This is a genomic window from Microbacterium alcoholitolerans (assembly GCF_050408615.1).
In the GTDB taxonomy this organism is placed as follows: domain Bacteria; phylum Actinomycetota; class Actinomycetes; order Actinomycetales; family Microbacteriaceae; genus Microbacterium.
The window spans coordinates 684,040-708,747 of sequence record NZ_JBNTKD010000001.1 but is presented as its reverse complement, the minus strand read 5'-3'; the positions used below and the strand labels follow the sequence as shown (position 1 = coordinate 708,747).

Annotated in this window: 27 protein-coding genes, 1 tRNA gene and 1 other RNA gene; 20 read left to right on the top strand and 9 right to left on the bottom strand. The window is 67.8% G+C overall.

From position 1 onward, the window contains the following. The first annotated feature begins 56 nt into the window (after nucleotides 1–56). From ACQUSX_RS03455 to dapF, 11 genes are all read left to right on the top strand, one after another. The gene (locus ACQUSX_RS03455) at nucleotides 57–1,733 is read left to right on the top strand and encodes a ribonuclease J (protein WP_428905565.1); all 1,677 of its coding nucleotides are present in this window, start codon (nucleotides 57–59) and stop codon (nucleotides 1,731–1,733) included. A gap of 136 nt (nucleotides 1,734–1,869) precedes the next feature. Beyond that, a complete protein-coding gene (locus tag ACQUSX_RS03450; RefSeq protein WP_428905564.1) occupies nucleotides 1,870–4,602 on the top strand; it encodes an FtsK/SpoIIIE family DNA translocase in 2,733 nt (910 codons plus the stop codon). Continuing rightward, nucleotides 4,602–5,177: a CDP-diacylglycerol--glycerol-3-phosphate 3-phosphatidyltransferase gene (gene pgsA / locus ACQUSX_RS03445; RefSeq protein ID WP_428905563.1), complete on the top strand. Its 576-nt coding sequence runs from the start codon at nucleotides 4,602–4,604 to the stop codon at nucleotides 5,175–5,177. The genes ACQUSX_RS03450 and pgsA overlap by 1 nt, the downstream gene beginning before the upstream one ends. Next, nucleotides 5,174–5,656 (top strand): CinA family protein, encoded by a 483-nt coding sequence (locus tag ACQUSX_RS03440; protein WP_428905562.1) that lies wholly within the window; start codon nucleotides 5,174–5,176, stop codon nucleotides 5,654–5,656. The genes pgsA and ACQUSX_RS03440 overlap by 4 nt, the downstream gene beginning before the upstream one ends. Nucleotides 5,657–5,803: 147 nt before the next feature. Further along, nucleotides 5,804–6,112: a helix-turn-helix domain-containing protein gene (locus ACQUSX_RS03435; protein ID WP_428905561.1), complete on the top strand. Its 309-nt coding sequence runs from the start codon at nucleotides 5,804–5,806 to the stop codon at nucleotides 6,110–6,112. A gap of 16 nt (nucleotides 6,113–6,128) precedes the next feature. Beyond that, nucleotides 6,129–6,350: a DUF3046 domain-containing protein gene (locus ACQUSX_RS03430; RefSeq protein ID WP_428905560.1), complete on the top strand. Its 222-nt coding sequence runs from the start codon at nucleotides 6,129–6,131 to the stop codon at nucleotides 6,348–6,350. Between the two features lie 246 nt (nucleotides 6,351–6,596). After that, nucleotides 6,597–7,646, top strand: a complete 1,050-nt coding sequence (recA, locus tag ACQUSX_RS03425; protein ID WP_428905559.1) for a recombinase RecA — start codon at nucleotides 6,597–6,599, stop codon at nucleotides 7,644–7,646. 36 nt (nucleotides 7,647–7,682) lie between these two features. Next, on the top strand, nucleotides 7,683–8,411 hold the full coding sequence (locus ACQUSX_RS03420; protein ID WP_428905558.1) for a regulatory protein RecX: 729 nt from the start codon (nucleotides 7,683–7,685) through the stop codon (nucleotides 8,409–8,411). A 49-nt stretch (nucleotides 8,412–8,460) separates the two neighbouring features. Continuing rightward, entirely contained in the window at nucleotides 8,461–10,011 is a 1,551-nt protein-coding gene (gene miaB / locus ACQUSX_RS03415; protein WP_428905557.1) for a tRNA (N6-isopentenyl adenosine(37)-C2)-methylthiotransferase MiaB, read from the top strand. 109 nt (nucleotides 10,012–10,120) lie between these two features. Next, nucleotides 10,121–11,026, top strand: coding sequence for a tRNA (adenosine(37)-N6)-dimethylallyltransferase MiaA (gene miaA, locus ACQUSX_RS03410; protein ID WP_428905556.1), 906 nt, complete (start codon nucleotides 10,121–10,123; stop codon nucleotides 11,024–11,026). Between the two features lie 87 nt (nucleotides 11,027–11,113). Beyond that, entirely contained in the window at nucleotides 11,114–11,986 is an 873-nt protein-coding gene (gene dapF, locus ACQUSX_RS03405; RefSeq protein ID WP_428905555.1) for a diaminopimelate epimerase, read from the top strand. 39 nt (nucleotides 11,987–12,025) lie between these two features. Here dapF and ACQUSX_RS03400 read toward each other — a convergent pair whose 3' ends face one another. Next, nucleotides 12,026–12,670: a class I SAM-dependent methyltransferase gene (locus ACQUSX_RS03400; protein ID WP_428905554.1), complete on the bottom strand. Its 645-nt coding sequence runs from the start codon at nucleotides 12,668–12,670 to the stop codon at nucleotides 12,026–12,028. Between the two features lie 71 nt (nucleotides 12,671–12,741). On the opposite strand from ACQUSX_RS03400, the gene hflX reads away from it, so the two are divergent. Next, nucleotides 12,742–14,250, top strand: coding sequence for a GTPase HflX (gene hflX, locus ACQUSX_RS03395; RefSeq protein ID WP_428905553.1), 1,509 nt, complete (start codon nucleotides 12,742–12,744; stop codon nucleotides 14,248–14,250). Nucleotides 14,251–14,266: 16 nt separating this feature from the next. On the opposite strand, the gene ACQUSX_RS03390 is transcribed toward hflX, so the two are convergent. Next, nucleotides 14,267–14,926 (bottom strand): SIMPL domain-containing protein, encoded by a 660-nt coding sequence (locus ACQUSX_RS03390; protein ID WP_428905552.1) that lies wholly within the window; start codon nucleotides 14,924–14,926, stop codon nucleotides 14,267–14,269. A 146-nt stretch (nucleotides 14,927–15,072) separates the two neighbouring features. Between ACQUSX_RS03390 and ssrA the strand changes: the two genes are divergently transcribed. Next, nucleotides 15,073–15,442, top strand: a transfer-messenger RNA (tmRNA) gene (ssrA, locus tag ACQUSX_RS03385). A gap of 85 nt (nucleotides 15,443–15,527) precedes the next feature. Then, nucleotides 15,528–15,959, top strand: a complete 432-nt coding sequence (locus ACQUSX_RS03380) for a DoxX family protein (protein WP_428907579.1) — start codon at nucleotides 15,528–15,530, stop codon at nucleotides 15,957–15,959. Nucleotides 15,960–15,962: 3 nt separating this feature from the next. Here the strand turns inward: ACQUSX_RS03380 and ACQUSX_RS03375 are convergent, their stop codons facing one another. After that, complete coding sequence (locus ACQUSX_RS03375; RefSeq protein WP_428905551.1) at nucleotides 15,963–16,562, bottom strand: TetR/AcrR family transcriptional regulator; 600 nt, start codon at nucleotides 16,560–16,562, stop codon at nucleotides 15,963–15,965. Nucleotides 16,563–16,583: 21 nt separating this feature from the next. On the opposite strand from ACQUSX_RS03375, the gene ACQUSX_RS03370 reads away from it, so the two are divergent. Beyond that, entirely contained in the window at nucleotides 16,584–16,886 is a 303-nt protein-coding gene (locus tag ACQUSX_RS03370) for a hypothetical protein (protein ID WP_428929946.1), read from the top strand. Between the two features lie 45 nt (nucleotides 16,887–16,931). Here the strand turns inward: ACQUSX_RS03370 and ACQUSX_RS03365 are convergent, their stop codons facing one another. Both ACQUSX_RS03365 and ACQUSX_RS03360 read right to left on the bottom strand, forming a co-directional pair. Continuing rightward, nucleotides 16,932–17,510 carry a hypothetical protein gene (locus ACQUSX_RS03365; protein WP_428905549.1) on the bottom strand — a complete coding sequence of 193 codons (579 nt, stop codon included), beginning with the start codon at nucleotides 17,508–17,510 and terminating at the stop codon, nucleotides 16,932–16,934. Nucleotides 17,511–17,544: 34 nt separating this feature from the next. Continuing rightward, nucleotides 17,545–18,354, bottom strand: a complete 810-nt coding sequence (locus tag ACQUSX_RS03360) for an inositol monophosphatase family protein (protein ID WP_428905548.1) — start codon at nucleotides 18,352–18,354, stop codon at nucleotides 17,545–17,547. Between the two features lie 123 nt (nucleotides 18,355–18,477). Here ACQUSX_RS03360 and ACQUSX_RS03355 point away from each other — a divergent pair. Next, nucleotides 18,478–18,550: transfer RNA gene (locus ACQUSX_RS03355), tRNA-Lys, on the top strand. Between the two features lie 71 nt (nucleotides 18,551–18,621). On the opposite strand, the gene ACQUSX_RS03350 is transcribed toward ACQUSX_RS03355, so the two are convergent. Further along, nucleotides 18,622–19,710: an LOG family protein gene (locus ACQUSX_RS03350; protein ID WP_428905547.1), complete on the bottom strand. Its 1,089-nt coding sequence runs from the start codon at nucleotides 19,708–19,710 to the stop codon at nucleotides 18,622–18,624. A gap of 74 nt (nucleotides 19,711–19,784) precedes the next feature. On the opposite strand from ACQUSX_RS03350, the gene ACQUSX_RS03345 reads away from it, so the two are divergent. Next, the gene (locus tag ACQUSX_RS03345; RefSeq protein ID WP_428905546.1) at nucleotides 19,785–20,270 is read left to right on the top strand and encodes a hypothetical protein; all 486 of its coding nucleotides are present in this window, start codon (nucleotides 19,785–19,787) and stop codon (nucleotides 20,268–20,270) included. 22 nt (nucleotides 20,271–20,292) lie between these two features. Here the strand turns inward: ACQUSX_RS03345 and ACQUSX_RS03340 are convergent, their stop codons facing one another. After that, nucleotides 20,293–20,775, bottom strand: coding sequence for a YbaK/EbsC family protein (locus ACQUSX_RS03340; protein ID WP_428905545.1), 483 nt, complete (start codon nucleotides 20,773–20,775; stop codon nucleotides 20,293–20,295). Nucleotides 20,776–20,845: 70 nt separating this feature from the next. Beyond that, on the bottom strand, nucleotides 20,846–21,640 hold the full coding sequence (locus ACQUSX_RS03335) for an IclR family transcriptional regulator (RefSeq protein ID WP_428905544.1): 795 nt from the start codon (nucleotides 21,638–21,640) through the stop codon (nucleotides 20,846–20,848). Nucleotides 21,641–21,742: 102 nt separating this feature from the next. Here ACQUSX_RS03335 and ACQUSX_RS03330 point away from each other — a divergent pair, with 102 nt between their 5' ends. From ACQUSX_RS03330 to ACQUSX_RS03320, 3 genes are read left to right on the top strand one after another with little or no spacing between them, the layout of a single operon-like run. Continuing rightward, complete coding sequence (locus tag ACQUSX_RS03330) at nucleotides 21,743–22,519, top strand: CoA transferase subunit A (protein ID WP_428905543.1); 777 nt, start codon at nucleotides 21,743–21,745, stop codon at nucleotides 22,517–22,519. 1 nt (nucleotide 22,520) lies between these two features. Then, nucleotides 22,521–23,174 carry a CoA transferase subunit B gene (locus tag ACQUSX_RS03325; protein WP_428905542.1) on the top strand — a complete coding sequence of 218 codons (654 nt, stop codon included), beginning with the start codon at nucleotides 22,521–22,523 and terminating at the stop codon, nucleotides 23,172–23,174. After that, a complete protein-coding gene (locus ACQUSX_RS03320) occupies nucleotides 23,171–24,349 on the top strand; it encodes an acetyl-CoA C-acetyltransferase (protein WP_428905541.1) in 1,179 nt (392 codons plus the stop codon). The genes ACQUSX_RS03325 and ACQUSX_RS03320 overlap by 4 nt, the downstream gene beginning before the upstream one ends. Nucleotides 24,350–24,414: 65 nt before the next feature. Here the strand turns inward: ACQUSX_RS03320 and ACQUSX_RS03315 are convergent, their stop codons facing one another. Further along, nucleotides 24,415–24,693, bottom strand: a complete 279-nt coding sequence (locus ACQUSX_RS03315) for a hypothetical protein (RefSeq protein WP_428905540.1) — start codon at nucleotides 24,691–24,693, stop codon at nucleotides 24,415–24,417. Nucleotides 24,694–24,708 lie beyond the last annotated feature (15 nt).

Here is a 24,708-nt window from a genome sequence, read left to right as displayed (position 1 = left end):
CGACCATGCGCTGACAGTAGATCCCGGACACCAGGTGTCCGACGGAGGAGACATCCATGTCCATTCCCCTCGCCGCCCCCGAACCGCTCGCCCAGGGGACGCTGCGCGTCACCCCGCTCGGCGGTCTCGGCGAGGTCGGCCGCAACATGACGACCTTCGAGTTCGGCGGCAAGATCCTGATCGTCGACTGCGGTGTGCTCTTCCCCGAGGAGCACCAGCCCGGCGTCGACCTGATCCTGCCGGACTTCGAGCCCATCAAGGACCGGCTCGACGACATCGTGGGCGTCGTGCTCACGCACGGCCACGAGGACCACATCGGCGCGGTGCCGTATCTGCTGCGTCTCAAGAACGACATCCCGCTGATCGGATCGGGGCTCACCCTCGCGCTGGTCGAGGCGAAGCTCAAGGAGCATCGCATCAAGCCCTTCACGCTCACCGTGACGGAGGGTCAGCAGGAGAAGGTCGGCCCGTTCGATCTCGAGTTCGTCGCGGTGAACCACTCGATCCCGGATGCCCTTGCCGTTGCGATCCGCACACCGGCCGGACTCGTGCTGGCCACCGGTGACTTCAAGATGGATCAGCTGCCACTGGACGGCCGGATCACCGATCTGCGGGCGTTCGCGCGTCTCGGCGAAGAGGGAGTCGACCTGTTCCTGGTCGACTCCACCAATGCCGACGTGCCCGGTTTCACGCCCACCGAGCGGTCCATCGGACCCGTGCTGGACCAGGTGATCGGCAGGGCCCCTCGGCGGGTGATCGTCGCCAGCTTCTCGAGCCACGTGCACCGGGTGCAGCAGGTCATCGACGCCGCTCACTCGCACGGCCGGCGCGTCGCCTTCCTCGGTCGCAGCATGGTGCGCAACATGACGATCGCCGAGCAGCTCGGCTACCTGCACGTGCCCGACGGGGTGCTCATCGACTACAAGAAGGCGCGCGACCTGCCCGACGACAGGATCGTCTACATGTCGACCGGCTCGCAGGGAGAGCCGATGGCCGTGCTGAGCCGGATGGCGAACCTGGATCACGCCATCGAGCCGGGGGAGGGCGATACCGTCATCCTCGCTTCGAGCCTCATCCCGGGCAACGAGAACGCCGTCTACCGCGTGATCGACGGTCTGACGAAGCTCGGCGCCGATGTCGTGCACAAGGCCAACGCCAAGGTGCACGTCTCGGGGCACGCCGCCGCCGGCGAGCTGATCTACTGCTACAACATCCTGAAGCCGAAGAACGTGCTGCCGGTGCACGGCGAGTACCGTCACCTCATCGCCAATGCCAAGCTCGCTCAGGACACCGGCATCTCCGAGGAGCGCACCTTCGTGGGCGGCAACGGCATGATCGTCGATCTGCGCGACGGCGAGGCGCGTGTCGCCGGCCAGCTCGACATCGGCTTCGTGTACGTCGATGGATCGACCGTGGGCGGAATCACGGATGCCGACCTGAAGGACCGCCGGATCCTCGGTGAGGAGGGCTTCGTGTCCGTCATCGTCGTGGTCGACTCCACGACCGGCGACATCATCTCGGGGCCGGAGATCCACGCCCGAGGCGTGGCCGAGGACGACGCTGTGTTCGACGACATCACTCCGAAGATCGTCGCGGCGCTGAAGGAGGCCGCCGGCAACGGCGTGCGCGACAACCACGCGCTGTCGCAGATCATCCGACGCACGATCGGTCGGTGGGTGAACCAGAAGCTCCGCCGCCGTCCGATGATCGTGCCCCTCGTCATCGAGGCCTGACCCGCTTCCGCTGCACTTTCTGGCATCTGCGCCATCGATCGATGGCGCAGATGCCAGAAGCTGCAGCGGCGCCCGATCCCGCGGAAAGCCGCGTCATTGCGGCGGAACGTCGGAGCTCGGCCGTAGCCTGAGGGTTATGGCCAGGAGCACCACGAAGTCCGAGCGCGCGTCCGAGAGCGCCTCGTCGCGTCCGAAGCGGCAGACGACTCCGCGCTCGAACGCGAAGGCCGCGCCCGCGCCGAAGAAGTACATCGACGAAGCGGATCGACCGCCGCTCGTCGAGCGGATGTGGCTCGGTCTCGCGCATGGTGTCGGGGGGCTGTTCCGCGCCTTCGGCCCGGAGAACCTCGAGAAGGATCAGCGTCGCGACGGATTTCCGTTCCTGCTCGTGCTGCTCGCATGCGCCGGCGCGATGGTGGAGTGGTTCTTCATCGGCAACGAGGTCGCCCAGGCGATCAGCGCGTACACGTGGGGCGGCCTGGTCGGTCGCACGGCGTTCGTGCTCCCGGTGCTGCTCCTGCTGCTGGCGGGCTGGCTCTTCCGGCATCCGTCGTCGGTTCATGACAACGGGCGCATCGGGATCGGGTTCGGTCTGTTCGTGCTCTCGCTCGCCGGGATCTGCCACGTCGCCTCGGGAGAGGTCGACAAGCTCGGCGTCCTCGCGCGCCCGCAGCCCAGGGAGGGCATGCCGGAGCTCAGTGCCGCCGGCGGTCTGTTCGGATGGATGCTGGGCGATCCGCTCGCGTATCTGACTCCCGTCGTCGCCTATCTTGTCCTCGCCGTGCTGGCCGTTCTCAGCGTGCTGATCCTCACCAAGACGCCGCCGAACCGGATCGGCGAGCGTCTTGGCGACCTGTACGCGTGGATGTTCGGCGCGGAGCGCCCGATGCGACCGTCTGCGGTCGAGGAGCAGGTGGCGCCGGAGGAGAAGGACGACGCGCTGCCCTGGTGGCGCCGCAACAAGACCGGCCGCGAAGAGGACCCGGACGACGGCGTCGATTCGAAGGCGATCACGGCGTTGTTCGACGAGCCGAGTGACGAGCCGAGCAGCAAGGCGGCGTACGACCAGGCCGTCATCGTCGATGACAACCTGCACGACGCGGCAACCGAGGTGCTCACCGATGTCAGTGTGCTCACCAGTCAGCTCGACGAGACCAACACCACCGCTCTGCTCGACGACTCCGGCTCCACCGGCGAGCTGCCCGGCCTCGACGGTTTCGGCACCGAGGGCCCGGGCGAGAGCGGCATGCAGGCGCCGGCCGCTCCGTACGTGCTGCCGTCGCCCGGCGTGCTGAAGGTCGGACCCCCGCCGGTCGTGCGCTCCGACGCCACCGACCGCACGATCGAGCAGATCACCAGCGTGCTCGAGCAGTTCAAGGTCGACGCGAAGGTCACCGGCTTCTCGCGCGGCCCGACGGTCACGCAGTACGAAGTCGAGGTCGGTCACGGCGTCAAGGTCGAGAAGATCCTGCAGCTCAGCAACAACTTCGCCTACGCCGTGGCATCCAACGACGTGCGCATCCTCTCGCCGATCCCCGGCAAGAGCGCGATCGGAATCGAGATCCCGAACGTCGACAAGGAGACCGTCGCCCTCGGCGACGTGCTGCGCTCGGCGGCAGCCCAGAAGAGCACTCACCCGCTGACGATCGGCGTCGGCAAGGACGTCGGCGGCAACATCGTCGTCGCCAACCTGGCGAAGATGCCGCACCTGCTCGTGGCCGGCTCGACCGGGTCCGGCAAGTCGAGCTTCGTCAACTCGATGATCACCAGTCTGCTGATGAGAGCCCGTCCCGCGGACGTGCGGATGGTGTTGATCGACCCCAAGCGCGTCGAGCTCACCAGCTACGCCGGCGTGCCCCACCTGATCACGCCCATCATCACGAACCCCAAGAAAGCCGCCGAGGCGCTGCAGTGGGTCGTGAAGGAGATGGACATGCGGTACGACGACCTCGCGTCGTTCGGCTTCCGCCACATCGACGACTTCAACAGGGCCGTCCGCGCCGGCGAGGTGGAGGTCCCGCCCGGAAGCGAGCGCGTGCTCAAGCCCTACCCGTACCTGCTGGTCGTGGTCGATGAGCTCGCCGACCTGATGATGGTCGCCCCGCGCGATGTCGAGGACTCGATCGTGCGCATCACGCAGCTGGCCCGCGCATCCGGTATCCACCTCGTGCTCGCCACGCAGCGGCCGAGCGTCGATGTCGTCACCGGCCTGATCAAGGCGAACGTCCCCTCAAGGCTCGCCTTCGCGGTGACGAGCGTCACCGACAGCCGGGTCATCCTCGACGCACCCGGCGCCGACAAGCTGATCGGCCAGGGTGACGCGCTGTTCTCGCCGATGGGGTCGTCGAAGCCGTTCCGCCTTCAGGGCGCATGGGTGGACGAGAGCGAGATCTCATCCGTCGTCAAGCACGTCACGCAGCAGGCGCGCCCGGAGTACCGCCCCGATGTGCAGGAGTCCACGGAGGCGAAGAAGAAGGAGGTCGACGAGGACATCGGAGACGACCTCGAACTGCTTCTCGCCGCCGCCGAGCTGATCGTGTCGTCGCAGTTCGGCTCGACCTCGATGCTGCAGCGCAAGCTGCGAGTGGGCTTCGCGAAGGCGGGTCGATTGATGGACCTGCTGGAGTCCCGTGAGATCGTCGGACCCTCGGAGGGCTCCAAGGCGCGCGACGTGCTCGTCACCAGCGAGCAGCTGCCGAGCGTGATCGCCAAGCTGCGCGGCGACGACGTGCCCGCGCCTGCGGCCACGGCGTCAGCGCCGGCCGCCGCCGAGGTGGATCCCGTCGAGCAGCAGTTCCAGGGCCTCCCCGTCGTCGAGAGCGATGACGACGGTGATGAGGATGCCTGGGGCCTGACGGGGCGCGACTGATGGCGATCCCACGGCAGCTCCCCAACGCGATCACCGTCGCGCGCATACCGCTCGCAGTCGTCTTCTTCGTGCTCCTGCTGATCGCCGGCACTTTCGGCATGGACGATATCGTGATGCGCTGGGTGGCAGGCGTCCTGTTCGTGCTCGCGATCTCCACGGACTGGGTGGACGGTTACCTGGCGCGGCGGTACGACATCGTCAGCGACTTCGGCAAGCTGTGGGATCCCATCGCCGACAAGCTGCTCACCGGCTCTGGATTCCTCGGTCTCGCGATCCTGGGCGAAGTCGGCTGGTGGATCGTCATCGTCATCCTCATCCGCGAGTGGGGAATCACGATCCACCGGTTCATGATCGTGCACGAGCAGGTGGTCGCCGCGGCCTGGATGGGCAAGGTCAAGACGGTCGTCCAGGGCGTTGCGCTGAGCTGGGCGCTGCTGCCGCTTCATACGCTGATCGGGCTGTCCCCGTGGGTCATCGTCACGCAGGTGCTGATGATCGCGGCACTGGTCCTCACCGTCGCCAGCGGCGTCGACTACATCGTCGCCCAGGCCCGCGGGCGCAGGACCACGACGTGAACGATGCCGCCGCGCTCGTCGCGGCGCTGCGCGCGAAGGGCTGGACCCTCGGGATCGCCGAGTCGCTGACCGGGGGAGCCGTGGCCGCCGAGGTCGTCACGGTTCCCGGAGCGTCCGCGGCGCTCCTCGGCGCCGTCGTCGCCTACGCCACGCCGGTGAAGCACACCCTGCTCGCGGTGGATGCGGCTCTGCTCGAGGCGCACGGCCCCGTGCATCCCGAAGTCGCGCTGCAGATGGCCGATGGAGTGCGACGCGCCGTCGCGGTCGACGAACGCCCAGCGGATCTCGGCATCAGCACCACCGGAATCGCGGGCCCCGAGTCGCCGGACGGACAGCCCGTCGGCACAGTGCACATCGGCGTTGTCGCACCCGCCAGGCAGTTCCATCGCTCATACCGGTTCACCGGCTCACGCGATGAGGTGCGCTCGCAGGCACGGGATGCTGCGATCGCCGCCGCGCTGGACGCCGTGCGGGAATAGCTCGCGCCGATCGCGGGTTGTCTTCGATGTGCACATGCTCACAACTGAAGCACAGCGAGAAACAGTAGATTCAGCGGCAGCCAGTGGGGTTAGACTGGCGATCCACTCGGATGCGGATCCGAGGGACGTGATGGAGGGGAGGTTCCGATGATTCTTGTCAGACAGGAGATTGGCGACGTCCTGCGGGACTTCCGTTTGCAGAAGGGGCGCACGCTGCGCCAGGTCGCAGGAAAGGCCTCCGTCGCGCTCGGCTACCTGAGCGAAGTGGAGCGCGGGCAGAAGGAAGCCTCCAGTGAGATCCTCGCATCGGTCGCGGAAGCGCTCGACGTGCCGATCTCGACGATCATGCGCGAGGTCGGCGACCGCATCTCGGTGCTCGAGGGACTCAGCTCCTTCCCGGATGTCGTCCCCGACGACCTGGTCGCCTCGGTCGAGCCCGAGCTGTCGCTGCGCTGAGCGGCGGTTTCCCACGATGCGACGCAGCGAGTTCCTGCGCGCCGTCGACGACGAGTTCGGGCGGCGCGCCGACGCGCTGGTCAACGACCTCGTGCTCGGGGGGATCGGGATGACGGCGCACGATGCGTTGGATGCAGGCGTGCCGCCGCGGGAGATCTGGCTGGCGCTGTGCGTCGAAGCCGATGTCCCGGCGGAGAGGCGCTACGGCGTCGGGCGCATCGAGCCTCGCAAGAGCTGATCGAAAGTTCGCACGAATCGTCCGGCGTGTCGTCGAAGGTGTGTTCGATATGCGCGTATCGTTCTGCACAAGTGGTCTCGTTGAGATATCTGTCCACAGAAGTCGAGTTCGCCGAGCTGATGTCGGTGGCCCGTCCTACCGTGATGGATGTGGCACTGAGCCATGCGCCTTGTCGGAGAGTCGCCCCAGTCGGGGAGGCCGCGACAGCCTACAGGCGGCAGCATTCGACACATTGAGGAGCACGTCATGCCATCGACCGACGACCGCGAGAAGGCCCTGGATTCCGCACTCGCACACATCGAGCGACAGTTCGGCAAGGGATCGATCATGCGACTGGGCAGCGACGAGCGCGCGCCGGTCGAGGTCATCTCCACCGGATCCATCGCGCTGGACAGTGCCCTCGGCATCGGAGGACTGCCGCGCGGCCGCATCATCGAGATCTACGGGCCGGAGTCGTCGGGTAAGACGACGCTGACCCTGCACGCGATCGCCAACGCGCAGCGTGCCGGCGGCATCGCCGCGTTCATCGACGCAGAGCACGCACTCGACCCCGAGTACGCGCGCAAGCTCGGCGTCGACATCGACCAGCTGCTCGTCTCGCAGCCCGACACGGGTGAGCAGGCGCTGGAGATCGCCGACATGCTGATCCGCTCCGGTGCGATCGATCTGGTCGTGATCGACTCGGTCGCCGCACTGGTGCCCGAGGCCGAGATCAAGGGCGAGATGGGTGACTCGCACGTCGGTCTGCAGGCCCGACTGATGTCGCAGGCGCTGCGAAAGCTGACCGGTGGGCTGAACCAGACCAAGACCACGGCCATCTTCATCAACCAGCTGCGTGAGAAGATCGGCGTCTTCTTCGGCTCGCCGGAGACCACCGCCGGTGGTAAGGCACTGAAGTTCTACGCCTCCGTGCGCCTGGACATCCGTCGCATCGAGACGCTGAAGGACGGAACCGAGGCCGTCGGAAACCGCACCAGGGTCAAGGTGGTCAAGAACAAGATGGCCCCGCCGTTCAAGCAGGCCGAGTTCGACATCCTCTACGGCGTCGGCATCTCGCGCGAGGGCAGCCTGATCGACTTCGGTGTCGAGCACGGCATCGTGAAGAAGTCCGGCTCCTGGTACACCTACGACGGGGACCAGCTCGGTCAGGGCAAGGAGAACGCTCGCAACTTCCTGCGCAAGAACGACGACGTCGCCGCGGCGATCGAGACGCAGATCAAGCAGAAGCTCGGTATCGGCGTGAAGGCGGAAGCCGATGCTCCCGCTGATGAGCTCGCCGAGCGTCGCCCGGCCTGATCATGATTCGGCGTCGTTCGACCAGCGGGGTGAACCATGCAGGATAGGGGCGAGGAGGAGCACCTCGCCCCTGTCATCCCGCTTTTCGGCTCCGGTGCAGACGCCGGCTCTCAGGAGCGGCGTCCGAGCGCCCACCATCCCGCAGCCCGGGCCGCTGAGGCGCTGGCGCACGCCGAGCGAACGGCCGCCCTCCGCGCTGTCGGTCATCGGCCGGCAGCGTCAGGGGGCGACGTCGGCCCGGACGATGAGCCGACGCCCGATCCGGATGAGGTCCGCGAGCGTGCCGAGGCGGCCCTGGTTCGCAAGCTCAGGGCCAAGGCGCTCTCCCTCTCGGAAGCGCGATCGGTGCTGCGCGAACACGACCTCGACCGCGACGCGATCGAGGATGTGATCGACGACTTCAGTGCGCGCGGCTATATCGACGATCGAACCTTGGCGTCGCTGCTGGTGACTTCCGGCGTGGAGCGCAAGGGACAGGGGCGCATTGCGCTGGCGAGGTCGCTGTCACAGCGCGGCATCCCGCGCGAGATCATCGACGAGGCGCTCGAGGAGCTGCCTGATGACGATGCGGAACGCGCTCTCGAGTATGCGCGAAGCAAAGCACCGGGAATGAGTCGTCTCGAGCCGGACACGGCACTGCGACGTCTGCTCGGCCAACTCGCCAGGCGCGGATACGGCGGCTCTGTCGCGATGAACGCGGCCCGCACCGCACTGCGCGAGGCTGGGACCGGCCGCACCGGGGTGCGCTTCGTCGAATCCGACTGAGCGTCCTCGATGCCGGCCGGTCGCAACGGCTCGTAGAATGGCTTTCACCATGACTACTCCGCGCAGTGAACCGACGATCATCGCGCCCTCGGCGGCCGCGCTGGACGCCGACGGGGCCCGTCGATCGTACGAGGTGCGCACCTTCGGGTGCCAGATGAACGTGCACGACTCCGAGCGACTCTCCGGCTCACTGGAGAGTGCAGGCTATGTGAAGGCGACCGCCGGCGAGGAAGCCGACATCGTGATCATCAACACCTGCGCGGTGCGCGACAACGCCGCAGGCAAGCTCTACGGCACGCTCGGCCACCTCAAGTCGGTCAAGGACAAGCACGACGGCATGCAGATCGCCGTCGGCGGATGCCTCGCGCAGATGGATCAGCAGGCAGTGCTCGACAAGGCGCCGTGGGTCGATGTCGTCTTCGGCACCCACAACATGGGATCCCTGCCCGGACTGCTCGAGCGTGCCCGCCACAACGGCGAGGCCGAACTGGAGATCCTGGAGTCCCTCGAGGTCTTCCCCTCCACCCTGCCCACCAAGCGCGACTCCGCACACAGCGGCTGGGTGTCGATCTCGGTCGGCTGCAACAACACCTGCACGTTCTGCATCGTTCCGAGCCTGCGCGGCAAGGAGAAGGATCGTCGCCCGGGCGACATCCTCAACGAGATCCGCCTGCTCGTCGAAGACGGTGCGATCGAGGTCACACTGCTCGGCCAGAACGTGAACTCCTACGGCGTCGAGTTCGGCGACCGGCAGGCCTTCAGCAAGCTGCTGCGCGCCGCAGGCGAGATCGAGGGCCTCGAGCGCATCCGCTTCACGAGTCCGCACCCTGCGGCGTTCACCGACGACGTCATCGACGCGATGGCCGAGACGCCGAACGTCATGCCGCAGCTGCACATGCCGCTGCAGTCGGGCAGCGACAGCATCCTGCGCGCCATGCGACGTTCGTACCGCAGCACGAAATACCTCGGCATCCTCGACAAGGTGCGCGAGCGCATCCCGCACGCCGCGATCACGACTGACATCATCGTCGGCTTCCCCGGCGAGACCGACGAGGACTTCGAAGACACCATGCGCGTGGTCGAGGCCTCCCGCTTCTCGAGCGCCTTCACGTTCCAGTACTCCATCCGCGAGGGCACTCCCGCCGCGACGATGGAGAACCAGGTGCCCAAAGCGGTCGTGCAGGAGCGTTACAACCGCCTGATCGCCCTGCAGGAGCGCATCTCGCTGGAGGAGAACCAGAAGCAGGTGGGCCGCGAGGTCGACGTCCTCGTATCGGTAGGCGAGGGCAAGAAGGATGCCGAGACGCACCGCCTCACCGGCCGTGCGGAAGACAACCGCCTCGTGCACTTCGAGGTGACTCCCGGCTCCGAGCTGCCGCGGCCCGGTGACGTCGTCACGGTGAAGATCACTCACGGTGCGCCGTTCCACCTGCTCGCGGACGACCCGACCGGCGCCCCGCTGCGCATCCGCCGCACGCGCGGCGGGGACGCGTGGGATCGCGCCCAGGCCGAGACCTGCGGTGTGCCGGCTCCCGCCGACGCATCCGGTGCTCCGCGCGCCGTCTCGCTCGGCCTGCCCACCCTGCGTGTCGGAGTGTGACCTTCCTCAATCGCCGCCGACACCCCGTGCTGTCGTCGAGACCCCTGGCTGTGGACGCCGACAGGCGGGGGTCTCGACGGCACCTGGGGGTCTCGGCGGGAGTATCGCGATGACGCGGCGGCTCTGGGCGATGGTCGGCGCCACGGGCACCGGCAAGAGCGAGCTCGCGCTCGACCTCGCGCAGGCTCTGCGCACTCAGGGGAATGCCGCCGAGATCGTGAACGCGGATGCCATGCAGCTGTACCGCGGCATGGACATCGGCACTGCGAAGCTGTCGGTCGACGAGCGTCGTGGCATCCCGCATCACCTCTTCGACGTCCGCGAGGTGACCGATGAGGCCGCCGTCGCGTGGTACCAGCCGATCGCCCGCGGGGCGATCGCCGACATCCATGCGCGCGGGGGAGATGCGATCCTCGTCGGCGGGTCGGGACTCTACGTCTCGAGCGTGATCTTCGACTTCCGCTTTCCGCCTCGGGATGCCGCAGTGCGCACCCGTCTGGAAGCCGAGCTCGAAGAGCAGGGCGCCGGTGCGCTCTTCGCACGGGTGCAGGCACTGGATGCATCGACCGCCGCGCGCATCGATCCGAAGAACGGGCGCCGTCTTGTGCGCGCACTCGAGGTGCTGGAGCAGGGCGGGGCGACGCACGGCGCCGTCCTCCCGGATCAGCCGGTGCTCTGGCATCCCGACACCCGGATCATCGGGCTGCACACCCCGAGAGACGTCCTCGTCGAGCGGCTCGATCGCCGCGTCGAGCGGATGTGGGCGGATGGGATGCTGGATGAGGTCGCGTCTCTGCGCAAGCTGGGGATCGAAGACGGCGTCACCGCGGCCCGAGCGATCGGCTATGCGCAGGCTCTCGCGCAGCTGCGCGGCGAGAAGAGCGAGTCGGATGCCATCGCCGAGACCCAGGCGCTGACGCGGCGCTACGCACGACGACAGGTCTCTTGGTTCAAACGGTATCCGGGAATCGAATGGCACGAGCCGCCGATCGGGGCCTCGACGCTGCTGGACTGACCGGCTCCAGAATCGAGTGGATCCGCAACCACGATGACGGCTGGGACTGCGCGTCATCGGGTGCTTCGTCCTGAATAGACTTGCGGCATGGTCGCATTCACCAAGGGACACGGCACCGGCAACGACTTCGTGATCATCGAGGACGTCGACGGCGCTCTCGAGCTCACCTCGACTCAGGTCCAGGCCCTGTGCGACCGGAACTTCGGCGTCGGCGCCGATGGCGTGCTGCGCGTCGTTCGCTCGTCCGCCATCCCGGAAGGCGCAGCAGCCCTGGCGGAGGAGCCGGATGCCGAGTGGTTCATGGACTACCGCAACGCGGACGGCACTGCTGCGCAGATGTGCGGCAATGGCATCCGCGTCTTCGTGCACTACCTGCTGCGTTCCGGTCTCGCGAATCTCGAGGCGGGCTCCACGCTGCCGATCGGCACCCGCGCCGGCGTGCGTGACGTGATGCGCAGCGAGACCGGATATCAGGTCGACATGGGGCGCTGGCATCTGGCCGGCGGGGAGCCCCTGGCTCGCGCAGCGGGCCTGTCGGTCGCACGTCCGGGCCTCGGGATCGATGTCGGCAACCCGCACGTGGTGGTCGCACTGGCATCCGATGAGGAGCTCGACGATCTCGACCTGAACCCGATGCCCATTCTCGAGCCGGCGCCGACCGGCGGGGCGAACGTGGAGTTCGTCGTACCTGCGGAGCCCCTGGTGCGCGACGGCGTGGGACAGGTCCGCATGCGAGTGCACGAACGCGGTGTCGGAGAGACGCTCAGCTGCGGCACCGGAGCGGTCGCCTCGGCGCTCGCCGTACGGCATTGGGCCGGCACGCGTGCGCCGAGCCAATGGCGCGTGGAGGTGCCTGGGGGAGTGCTCGGTGTCCGCATGTTCCCGGCCGAGGACGGCGAGCATGTCGGACTGTCGGGCCCTGCTCAGCTCGTCTACCGCGGCGAGATCGACCTGGCCTGAAGCGTCGCGACCGGAGAGGCTGAGCGCGGTCGTGCCGACTCAGTCCGGGAGGTCGACCGGCGCGGTCGGCGGATTGCCGTGCCTGCGCACGCGAAGCACCCGGTAGCCCTTGCCCGTCGCCGCCCGGAACACGCTGTATCCCGGCGTGAACCGCGTCGCGAGCCAGCGCTGCAGCGAGTCCGATCCGAGGTTCCGCTGCACGACCAGCCACGCGTCGCTGTGCTCGTCCAACCGCGGGATCCAGCGCTCAAGCATGCTGTGCAGCTCGTTCTTGCCCACGCGGATGGGCGGGTTCGAGCGGATCGTGCGGAAGCGCACGCTCTCGGGAACATCGTCGGGGAGTACGGCGTTGACATTGGTGAGCCCGAGAGCTGCGGCGTTGCGTCGCGTGAGGTCGAGCGCGCGCTCGTTCACGTCCACCGCCCAGATGGTCGCGTGCGGCGCCCGCAGGGCCATCGTGAGACTGATCGGACCCCACCCGCATCCGAGGTCGAGGAAATCGCCCCCGGGCGGCAGTGGGGGCATGTTGGAGAACAGCACGGACGTCCCGGCATCCAGTCGGTCCGGGCTGAACACGCCACCCGCGGTGGTGAGTTCGAGATCACGTCCGGCGAGATTCACCTGGATCGTCCGAAGATTCTCTGCACTTGCGGGGGTAGCGCTGAAGTAATGGTCGGACGCCATGCAGTGAGCGTACCGGACAGCGCGGGCTAAGGTTAAGGCTCCATTGGAGAGAGGGTAGAGTTCACCACCGGATGACGAACACGAACGACGACAAGAACGCACAGGATGCGCTGGATCGCGTCCTTGCCAACGCCGAGCCTCGCGCTGAGGTGCGCACGTTCGGTGCGGCCCAGGCGCTGCAGGATTCCGCCACGGCGACGCACACCGCCGCCGATGGCGCGCAGTGGGACCTGGATGACCGGCATGCGCTGCGCCGTGTCGCAGGACTGTCCACCGAGCTCGAGGACGTCACCGAAGTCGAGTACCGCGAACTGCGGTTGGAGAACGTCGTGCTGATCGGCGTGTACCCGCAAGGCGCGCAGGACGACGCCGAGAACTCGCTGCGTGAGCTGGCCGCCCTCGCCGAGACCGCCGGAGCCGTCGTGCTGGATGGGCTGCTGCAGCGACGTCCGCATCCAGACCCCGCGACCTATCTCGGTCGCGGCAAGGCCCAGGAGCTGAAGGACATCGTCGCCGCCGTCGGCGCCGATACCGTGATCGCCGACACCGAACTCGCATCGAGTCAGCGCCGTGCGCTCGAGGACGTCGTGAAGGTGAAGGTCATCGACCGCACCACCGTGATCCTGGACATCTTCAGCCAGCATGCGAAGAGTCGCGAGGGCAAGGCCCAGGTGGAACTCGCGCAGCTCGAGTACCTGCTGCCGCGCCTGCGCGGCTGGGGTGAGTCGATGAGCCGTCAGGCCGGTGGCCAGGTGGGCGCCGGCGGCGCCGGCATGGGCTCGCGCGGTCCCGGTGAGACGAAGATCGAGCTCGATCGTCGTCGCATCCGCACGCGCATGGCGCAGCTGCGCAAGCAGATCCGCGACTTCGCTCCGGCGCGCGACGCCAAGCGCGCCGAGCGCAAGCGGAACACCATCCCGTCAGTTGCGATCGCCGGGTACACGAACGCCGGCAAGTCGAGTCTGCTCAACGCGCTCACCAGCGCGGGCGTGCTCGTCGAGAACGCCCTGTTCGCGACGCTGGATGCCACGGTTCGCCGGTCCGAGACCGCCGATGGCCGCGTGTACACGCTCACGGATACCGTCGGCTTCGTGCGCAACCTCCCGCACCAGCTCGTCGAGGCGTTCCGCTCGACGCTGGAGGAGGTCGGGCAGGCCGATCTGCTCGTGCACGTCGTCGACGGCTCGCACCCCGATCCGTCCGCGCAGCTGCAGACCGTTCGCGATGTGATCGGCGATGTGGGCGGACGCGACATCCCCGAGATCGTGGTCTTCAACAAGGCCGACCTGGTGACCGAGGACGAGCGGCTTGTGCTGCGTGGCCTCGCTCCGAACGCGCACTTCGTGTCGTCGCGCACGGGAGAGGGCGTCGAGGAGCTGCGGGCGACGATCGAGCGGATGCTGCCGATGCCGGCGGTCGAGGTTCGCGTGCTCGTCCCGTACGACCGCGGCGACCTGGTCGCCGCGGTGCACGAGACCGGCGTGCTGCTCTCGGCTGAGCACGAGGAGGGCGGCACGGCCGTGCACGCGCACGTGTCCGAGCGCCTCGCGGCCGAGCTGGCACCCTTCGCCGTCGCCTGAGCGGCCCGCTGCGGCGTCAGCTGGCTGAGAAGCGGCCTTCGACGGTTGCCGAGACGGTGATCTCCTCGCCCTGGAACTCCAGAGCGGGGGCACCGGTGGCCTCCATGGCCATGTCGCGCATCATCACGGCCTTGGGCATCGGCCCCGAACCGGCCGAGATCAGTCCGCGGTCGGCGATCTCGAGCGGTGTGACGTTCTGCAGTCCCAGCGCCTCCGCGTACGCGCGGGCGCGCGAGACCGCGACGCCGACGGCCTGCGCCGCCACTTCTCGCTCCACCTCGCGCTCGGTGTCGGCGGTGAGGTGCCAGTCGATGTGCCCGATCGTGATGCCCTCTGCGACCGAGAGGTCGGTGACCCAGACCGACATCTCCGAGAAGTCCGCGAAGGTCGCGGTGAAGTCGATGCTCGCGCGATACACGGGGGCGAGGCGCTTGCCTTCGGCGTTCCACGGCCGGTCGGCGTAGACGCTCATCCGCTGGCTGGTCCATTCGGTGACGCTGCCGGACTCCTCACGCGATGCGATGCCGTCACGCACCGGGGCGGATGCGGCAAGCGTGCGCTCGACGACGTCCGCTCGGTCTGGTCCGTCCAGGGCGATGGACAGGTGAAGCGTGGCCCGCTCCGGTGCCACGCGCAGCTCGTGCTCGCCGCGGACGGTGATGATGACTTCGCTCATGGGTGCGACTGTACGACACCTCGGTGACACCGCGGTGCAGGAATAGCATCGGGGCCGGATCCGTTGTACTCTTTGATGCTCGGGTGCACGTGCATCCGACTGGTAATTCCACAGTGTGACAGCGGCTCCTTCGAAAGAAGGTCCACGGGGCTGATCGGTTTCGACGGCGCCTGTGTATCGACGAGAAGCGGGCCGAGGATGCAGGGTTATCTCGTGAACGCTCCCTGCAAAACCATAGTTGCCGAATCCAAGCGCAACGACTTCGCCCTCGCTGCATAAGCGAGCCCGATAGTCCGTCAGACCGTATGTGATCCCGATACGGACCCTGGCGTCATCTAGGGATCTTGCTGCGTGACGGCGTCTGGACGTCTCGTGGGACTCTTCCCAGGCTGGGCTCGTCGACTTAGGTGTCTGTGACAAAGGTCGGAGCCGAGCAGAACGCTTTCACAGACTGCGCCCGGAGAAGACGTGGATTAACAGCGTCGGACGGGGGTTCGATTCCCCCCAGCTCCACCAACCGCTGTCACAGCGACGAAGGCCCGCCTCCCATGCCCAGCATGCGGAGGCGGGCCTTCTCATCGATATCTCTCGAGAGCAGGCGATCGTGAGCAGAACTGCCACATCACGCACCGGCGAGCGCCGGCATCGTGTCCGCGCGATCATCCGGTGGACGCTCGCGGGACTGCTGGTGTTCTCGGGGCTGGGGCATCTGTCCTGGGCGCGCCGCGGCTACCGTGTGGCCGTGCCCGACTGGGTCGTCGAGATTGGCCGGACGGACAAGGATGCCGTCGTGGTCGCCTCCGGCGCCGTCGAGGTCATGCTAGGCGCCGCGCTGGTGGCGCTCCCTGGCGAGCGGAGCAAGGTGGGCGCTGGGGTCGCCGCATTCTTCCTTGCCGTGTTCCCGGGCAATCTGCACCAGTGGCGGACAGGAAGATCCGCTCCGCTGCTGCGCACGGATCGGGCGCGATTCATCCGCCTCTTCCTGCGGCCTGTGCTCATCGTCGCAGCGCTGTGGAGCACGAGACGGGACTGAGGGTCAACCCCGCGACTGCAGCCCGTTCAGCGCGACGGTGACGATCTCGGTGCCCAGCAGCTGCGGATCCACCGGGCCGTCCGGGCGATACCACTCGACGACCGAGTTGATCATGCCGAAGATCAGACGCGTCGCCACGCCGGCATCCAGGTCCGTGCGCACCAGACCCTCGTCCTGAGCCTCGCGCACCAGACCTGTCACTGTGTGATCGAAACGGCGCCGACGGTCCAGTGCTGCCACTTCGATGTCGCTGTTGCCGCGCAGGCGAAGCAGCAGCGTCACCTGCGGCTGCTTTGCGGTGAGCACGCGCACCGCGCCGTCGATGATGGCCGTCAGACGCTCTGCCGCTGTCGGGCGCCGCTGTGCAGCATCCAATGCCTCCTCAAGACCTCCCAGTGCCTCTTCCAGCGCGATCTCGAGGATCTGCGCCTTGGAGTCGACGTGATGGTACAGAGCGGACTTCGTCACGCCGAGCCGGCGGGTGAGATCCGAGACCGATGTCGCGTCGTACCCCTGCTCGTTGAACAGCTCGACACTGATGCGGATCACGTCGTCGCGGTCGTGGCCGGGGCGCCCACGACGGACGGGAGGGGTGTTCGTCACGACCATCGGATCCTCATCGGCATGCTCTCCAACCTACTCCGGGAGGCTCCGGCGTCGATCGGCACCGCGGGGTGTCGCGAGGTGGGTAAGCTGGAGAGGTTATCCGACGTTCTGGAGGCTTTCGACGTGGTCGACTTCATCGTGTTCCTGGTTCTGTTCCTCGGCGGGTTCGTCCTGTTCGGGATCTCGCACGAACTGCCGACGGGTCAGGGCCTTGCGTTCACTGCCGGGATCCTGCTGGTCAGCCTCGCGCTCGCCTACGTCATGCGCCAGCGCGGCTCCGCAACCAAGCGCTCCGACAACTGGAACCGGCGCCAGCAGTGACCACAGGGCGTCGCCGTTGTCGCGGCGACGCCACCAGGGCCTGCATCATCTCTTCACGTCGATGAGAAGCAGGCCCTGTTTCGTGTCCGCGAACTTCACCCATCCGTCGCCGAACTCGTAGGTCATCCCGAACCCGTCCGCGTCGGTGGCGATCGCGTACGCAGGATCCTCGGTGAAGTAGGTGTGCGCATCCTGCGTCGAGCGGAGCCACCCGTCGCGGGTCAGCCCCGCCATGGCGGCATCCGCCTTCGCGTCGTCGATGGCGCCCCAGGCGTACATCTGACCGTGATCGGATGCTGTGGTGAAGTCCGCCCACATGCACATCAGCCCGTCATCGACGATGGTCTCGCCGATGTGGAATTCCTCCTGCACGGAGGTCCACCCCTGCGACGTCAGCGCTTCGACGATGCCGTCGGACACGATGGTGTCGCAGGTGAGCTCGGCATCGGGCTGCGGCGTCGGCTCCTTCTGCGGGTCATCCGCGACGGTCGTGGGCGGCGGTGCGGCCGGCTCAGCGGCGGGTGACGTCGGCGGCGACTGCGGCTGCGCCGCGTCAGCGCCGCAGGATGCCAGCATCAGGGAGGTCAGCAGCACGCCGACGGCAAGGGGGTAGCGGGTTCTCATAGGACTCGTGGGGGGAGGAGTGTGCGCGCGCGTCTCAGGAGCTGCGCACGTCGCGGAACAAGGTCAGGAACTTCTCGTGCAGAATGCCGTTGGTGGCGAGCGCGGAGAGCGCCGAGAGCGTCTCCGTGCCGTCGAATGCCGTCATCCGGCCCCCGGCTTCGCGGACGATCGCCACGGCGGCCGCGATGTCGTACTCCTTGACATCGAACTCGGCGACCATGTCGATTCGTCCTTCGGCCAGGAGCATGTAGCTGAACACGTCGCCGTACGCGCGGTCGCGCCAGACGCGGTCGGCGAGGGCGATCAGCTCCGCCAGCCTTCCGGCATCCGACCACTGGGCGATGCTCTGAAAGCTCACGCTCGCATCGTCCAGTGAGTCCACGGCGGACACCGCCAGGCGGCGAGGCTCCTCCGCAGTGGCCGTCCATGCTCCCAGGCCCGTCGCTCCCCACCAGCGACGACCGAGTGCGGGCATGCTGACGACACCGACCTGCGGTACGCCGTCGACAGCGAGGGCGATCATCGTTCCCCACAGCGGCACACCGCGAAGGAAGTTCGCCGTGCCGTCGATCGGATCGATGATCCACTGCCGATGCGCATCGCCTTCGGCGCCGAACTCTTCACCGAAGATGCCGTCGTCCGGCCGCTCCGCGGTGAGCAGATCGCGTATGGCGCGCTCGGTCGCGAGGTCCGCGTCGGTCACGTGCGAACGGTCGGCCTTGAGCGACACCCGCAGGTCTGCGGAGTCGAAGCGCGACAGCGACTGCCCGTCAGCGGCATCGGCCAGACGCAGTGCGAGGGCGAGGTCAGCGGAGAGGTCTGTGGCTGCGGGGGAGACGGTCACCTGACCAGGATAGACGCGGAATTCCGGGGCGATCGGCGAGAACGCGCCCGAGATGATCATGATTTGGCGCGGCCCCGCACCGCTGGTAATGTAATTCCTCGGCCGGGGAAGTTTTCCGGTCATGCGCCTCTAGCTCAATCGGCAGAGCAATTGACTCTTAATCAATGGGTTCAGGGTTCAAGTCCCTGGGGGCGCACGGATCAGCCTCGGAATCTCTCGCCAGATTCCGGGGCTTTTTCGCGTCACGGAGCGATGTTCACGATCCGGTCACGTTCCGCGAATCACGAGCGCCGCGGCCTCCTGCACCGTCTCGACCAGATGCACGTGCTCCTGCATCGGTCGTCCCTCCGCCAGCGCCCGCAGCAGCGGCCAGGCCGGGAGCTCCTCGGTCCAGTAGCGCCGACCGACCAGCACCATCGGCGCGATCGATGACTCATCGGCGTAGTAGTTCTCGCAGGCGTCCTGGAAGATCTCCTGCACGGTTCCGCCGGCGCCGGGCAGGAACACGATCCCGCCCTGGCAGATCTCCAGCAGGATCGCCTCGCGCTGCGCATTGTGGAAGTACTTCGCAACTGCGCTGGCGAACGCGTTGGGCGGCTCGTGGCCGTAGTGCCAGGTCGGGATGCCGAGGGAGTCGGCGCCCTGCGGGAACCGCTTGCGCACCGCGAACGCGGCATCCGCCCACGCTCCGACGCTCGGTGCGAAGCCCGGCACAGCGGCGAGAATGTCCAGCGCTTCCGTCAGGGCATCCTCGTCGTAGCCCGCGAGGTAGCCGCCGAGGTTCACCGCCTCCATCGCGCCAGGTCCGCCGCCGGTGGCCACGGTGTGGGTCCGCGACAGCATCCGACCCAGCACGGCGCCATCGGCGTACGTGCGCTCTCCGCGCGCTGCTCGGTGCCCGCCCATCACGCCGACCAGGCGGCGGCCGCGCACCCAGGTCTCCAGCGCGATGCCGATGCTGTGGTCGTGCAGCGCCTGTGCGAGCGCGGCGTCCCGGCTGCTCTCGCGCTGCGACCACGCATAGGTCTTCGCATCGATGCTGTGCGTGTATCCGGTGGTGCCGAACAGCTCGTCCGGCGTGTACAGCGTCGTCCGGTACGTGTCGATGGGGGCATCCGGCACGGACGGGAACACGACGGCTCCACGCGCTCGGATCGACTCCTCGTCCTCGATGCCCAGATCGCACCGCAGGAACAGCGCTCCGGTCACGTCGACAGAGCGCAGCGCCTTGCGTCGATCGGTGAGATCGAGCGAGCGCAGCCGCCATCCCGACAGCGAGCGGACGCCATACGACAGCCTGCGATCGAAGTCCTCCAGGGAATCGACGTCGACGACGCCACCGCGTGTTCTTCTCATGGAGACGACCCTAAGCGCAGGGGCCTCTTCCGTCCGGCGCGCAGCGGTGAGAACATGGCGAGAAGGAGGCCCCCATGATCGATCTCGATGACATCGACACAGACGAGGATGGTGCGCTCACCGCCACCGCGGAACTGCCAGGCGGTCGCCGCGTCACCGTGGAGTATGAGTTCGATGAGGAATTCGACCGCGACGAGGACGGAGACGGCTCGGACGAGGACGATGAGGACGAGCCCTTCGAGCGCGAGGACCTGCCGAACATGGACGCCATGCAGGCGACCGTCCAGCATGCGCTGGCACGGCTGACCGGCGAGATCCTGGACGCGCGGGAGCGGGAGGTTGCCGAACAGCTCACCGACGCGGCCTACGAGGACGATGACGACGTCGATCTCGATGCGGAGCTGCAGGCGCTGAGGGAGGACGTCGCGCTCGACGGCGTGATCGTCTTCGGCGATGGAGGGCTGACCCTGCTCTATCTCGCGCCGGAGGAGTACCCCGACCTGATCATCTACTGTCTGCTCGACGAGGATCTGGAGATCGACGACCTGATGGTCGAGTGAGACTCGCGCGCACTCGCGCGCCTCATGCGACCCGGATGGTCTCGCCGTCGGTGAGGCCCTCCAGCTGCGCGAAGGTCAGCGGCATGACGGTCTCCGGCGTGCCGCCGGCGGTCCAGACCTCGTCGAACGCGCGCAGATCTTCGTCGAGGTAGGCGCGCAGGCGGGTCGGATGCCCGATGGGCGCCACCCCGCCGATTGCCTGACCGGTGGCGCGTCGCACGACGGCTGCCGGCGCCATGCCGACCTCCTGCGCACCGATGCTCTGTGCCAGCACGGCGAAATCCACCCGGTGCGCCCCGCTGGTCATCACCAGGATCGGTTCGTCGTCGGCCACCAGGACCAGGCTGTTCGCGATCGCCCCCACGTGGCATCCGATCGCCTCCGCCGCCAGAGCAGCCGTGCGCGCCGAGTCGGGCAGCACGACGATGCTGTTGTCGATGCCGGCGGCGACGAGCTGCTCGTGCACGATGCGGCTGCGGGCGGGAAGTGCTTCTGCTGGGGTCACGTCTCACGGGCTCCTTCGCTCGGATGCCGCTCAGGCGGCGTCTCCCATGAGGATAGCTTCAGAAGCCAGGTCAGCGACGGGTTCCGGCGATGCGCGAGGAGAGCTGGTGGGCGTGCGCGAGCAGCGTGCGGCCGAGCTGTGGCAGACGATCGGGCCCGAAGCGGAACTCGACCCCGGTGAGGCTCAGCGCCCACTCGGGCCGGCCTTCTCGGTCGAAGACCGCGGCGCCCATGCCCCAGGACCCCTCGACGATCAGTCCGGGGTTGACGGCGTAGCCGCGTGACTTGGTCTCCTGCAGGCGCTTGCGCAGCCGACGCTCGCCGTGGGCGCGTCCCCAGCGCTCTTCAAGCTCGGGGTGACGCTCGAGATAGGCATCCACATCGTGGTCAGGCAGGAACGACAGGATCGCGAGACCGGCGCTGGCGACGCCGAGGGGGAAGCGAACGCCCTCGCTGAGCACGAACGAGCGGATCGGAAAGGATCCCTCCTCGCGCACGAGGCACACGGTCTCGTCCGCCCGGCGGGTGGAGAGGAAGGCGCTCTCCTCGGTCTTCACCGCCAGAGAGCGCACGATGTCGCGGGAGAGCGCCGTCACGTCGTATCGCGATGCGGCGACGGTTCCCATCAGATACAGCTCGGGTCCCGGCATCCATCGTGCCGTGGTCTCGTCCTGGTCGACCAGCCCCTCCACGCGCAGGGCGGTGAGCAGCCGGTGGGCGGTGGAGCGACTGAGCTCGGCGTCCTTCGCCAGCGTCTGCAGCGATGCGCCCTCCGCGGATGCGGTCACCAGACGCAGCAGCGAGGCCGCGCGCGCGATCGCCTGGGCGCCGGGAACCGTGCGGCGGCGGGCAGCAAGCGATTCCATAATGTGGACGGTACTCGGATCAGATGCCACATCGCAAGCATCCGCTTGCCGCGCGGGATCGGCGGGCGGATGCTGGAGGAGAACCACACGAAGGAGTGCCCTGTGATCGACAAACAGTTCGCATCTGCGGCGGAAGCCGTCGCCGACGTCCCGGATGGCGCATCGCTCGCCGTCGGAGGATTCGGTCTCTCAGGCAATCCGATGCACCTCATCGCGGCGCTGCACGCCCAGGGCACCACGGACCTCAGTGTCGTCAGCAACAACTGCGGCGTGGACGACTGGGGGCTGGGCATTCTGCTCGGCGCGCAGCGCATCCGCAAGATGACCTCGTCCTATGTCGGCGAGAACAAGGAGTTCGAGCGGCAGTTCCTCGAGGGCGACCTCGAACTCGAGCTGACCCCTCAGGGCACCCTCGCCGAGAAGCTCCGCGCCGGCGGGTCGGGCATCGCGGCCTTCTTCACGCAGACCGGCGTCGGCACGCAGGTCGCCGAGGGCGGACTGCCGCGGCGCTACAACGCGGACGGCTCGATCGCGGTGGCGTCCCCGGTCAAGGAGGTGCGCAGCTTCGACTTCCACGGCGAGCAGCGCGACTTCGTGCTCGAGGAGTCCATCACCACCGACTACGCTCTGGTGCACGCGCTCAAGGGCGACCGTCACGGGAACCTGATCTTCAACAAGGCGGCCCGCAACTTCAACCCGCTCGCCGCGATGGCCGGCCGGATCTGCATCGCCCAGGTGGAGCAGCTGGTCGAGCCGGGCGAGCTCGATGCCGACAGCATCCACCTGCCCGGCGTCTTCGTGCACCGCGTCGTCGAGGTCGGCGGCGACATCGATAAGCGCATCGAGCGCCGCACCGTCCGCACCCAGGGAGGGAACTGACATGGCACTCACGCGTGATCAGATGGCGGCTCGCGCCGCGCAGGAGCTCACCGACGGCTCGTATGTCAACCTGGGCATAGGTCTGCCGACGCTCGTCCCAAACCATGTGCCTGACGACGTCACCGTGGTGCTGCAGTCCGAGAACGGCATCCTCGGAGTCGGCCCGTACCCGACCGAGGAGAACGTCGACCCCGACCTCATCAATGCCGGCAAGGAGACGGTCACGCTGCTTCCAGGGGCGGCCTTCTTCGACTCCGCGACCAGCTTCGGCATGATCCGCGGCGGCAAGATCGATGCGGCGATCCTCGGTGCGATGCAGGTCTCGGTCGGCGGCGACCTCGCGAACTGGATGATCCCCGGAAAGATGGTCAAGGGTCCGGGTGGCGCGATGGATCTCGTGCACGGAGCCGGCCGGCTGATCGTCCTGATGGAGCACGTCGCCAAGGACGGCTCTGCGAAGATCGTGAACGAGTGCTCGCTGCCCCTCACCGGCAGGGGAGTGGTCGATCGCATCATCACCGACCTCGCCGTCATCGACGTCACCGACGACGGACTCATCCTCGTCGAGACGGCGCCGGGCGTGAGCGTGCAGCAGGTCGTCGACGCGACCGAGCCCGCACTCGCCATCTCTGAGACGCTGAAGGAGAGATCATGAGCGACATCGTCATCGTCGCGGCCGCGCGCACCCCGCAGGGCCGGCTCAAGGGGCAGCTTGCCCCGTTCACGGCGCCGCAGCTCGGTTCCCTCGCGATCCGCGGGGCTCTCGAGCAAGCGGCGATCTCACCGACCGATGTGGATGCCGTGATCATGGGGCAGGTGCTCGCGGCAGGCTCCGGGCAGAACGCCGCGCGGCAGGCCGCAGTCGGCGCCGGCATCGGCTGGGACGTGCCGGCGAGCTCGGTCAACAAGGTGTGCCTGTCAGGTCTGACCGCCATCATCGACGCCGCGCGCATGATCCGCACCGGCGACGCAACGACCGTCGTCGCCGGCGGCATGGAGTCGATGACCCGGGCGCCCCACCTGCTGATGGGCTCCCGCGACGGCTGGACGTACGGCAGCGTCGAAGTGCTCGACCACATGGCGTACGACGGTCTCACGGACGCTTACGATCGCGAGAGCATGGGCGCCTCCACCGAGCGCCACAACCCGCGGTACGGGATGACCCGCGAGATCCAGGACACAGTCGCAGCGCTTTCGCACCAGCGCGCCGCCGCCGCACAGGACAGCGGCATCTTCGACGCCGAGATCGTCGAGGTCTCGGTTCCTCAGCGCAAGGGCGATCCCATCGTCCTGACCAGGGATGAGGGCGTGCGACCCGACACCACCGTCGACTCGCTCGCGAAGCTGCGTGCGGCGTTCGCGGAAGGCGGCACGATCACCGCGGGCAACGCATCGCAGATCTCGGACGGCGCCTCGGCGGTCATCGTCACGACGCGCGAGAACGCGGATGCCAAGGGTTGGCCGGTCCTCGCAGTGATCGGCGCCAATGGACAGACCGCAGGGCCGGACAACTCCCTGCAGGCGCAGCCGTCACGTGCGATCGAGCGCGCCCTCGAGAAGCAGGGCATCGCGGCATCCGATCTCGATCTCGTGGAGATCAATGAAGCGTTCGGCGCCGTCGTGGCGCGCTCCCAGCAGGAGCTGGGTCTTTCGAGCGACATCGTCAACGTGCACGGCGGCGGCATCGCCATCGGGCATCCGATCGGCGCCAGCGGCGCGCGGCTGGTGGTGCACCTGGCGCACCAGCTCGCCAAGCGCGGTTCGGGAGCCGCAGTCGCCGCGCTGTGCGGTGGCGGCGGTCAGGGCGAGGCGCTCATCCTGACCCGCTGATCGACTCGAGGGACACGCGACTGCCCCGATCCTGAGCACGTGCTCGGGGTCGGGGCGGTTCTGCATCAGCGCTGCTTGGCGATGCGCTTCACCTCGTCGCGGCGCTTCTCGCGACGATCCTTCTTGTCCGGCTTCGGCGCGAACGGTGAGTCGGCCGCGACCGGCAGTCCCTTGTCCTGACGGCGCATGTCCTTCACAGCGCCGATCGCCAGTGCGAGCGTGATCGCCCAGCTCACCCAGGCGAGCACGGCCCGCCAGGTGAACTGCTGGCCGCGTGAGCCGCGCAACAGGGTCACGCCGGTGGTGACGGCGCTGAAGAGTCCGGTGCGAAGGAGATAGCGCATGCCTCCACGCTATCC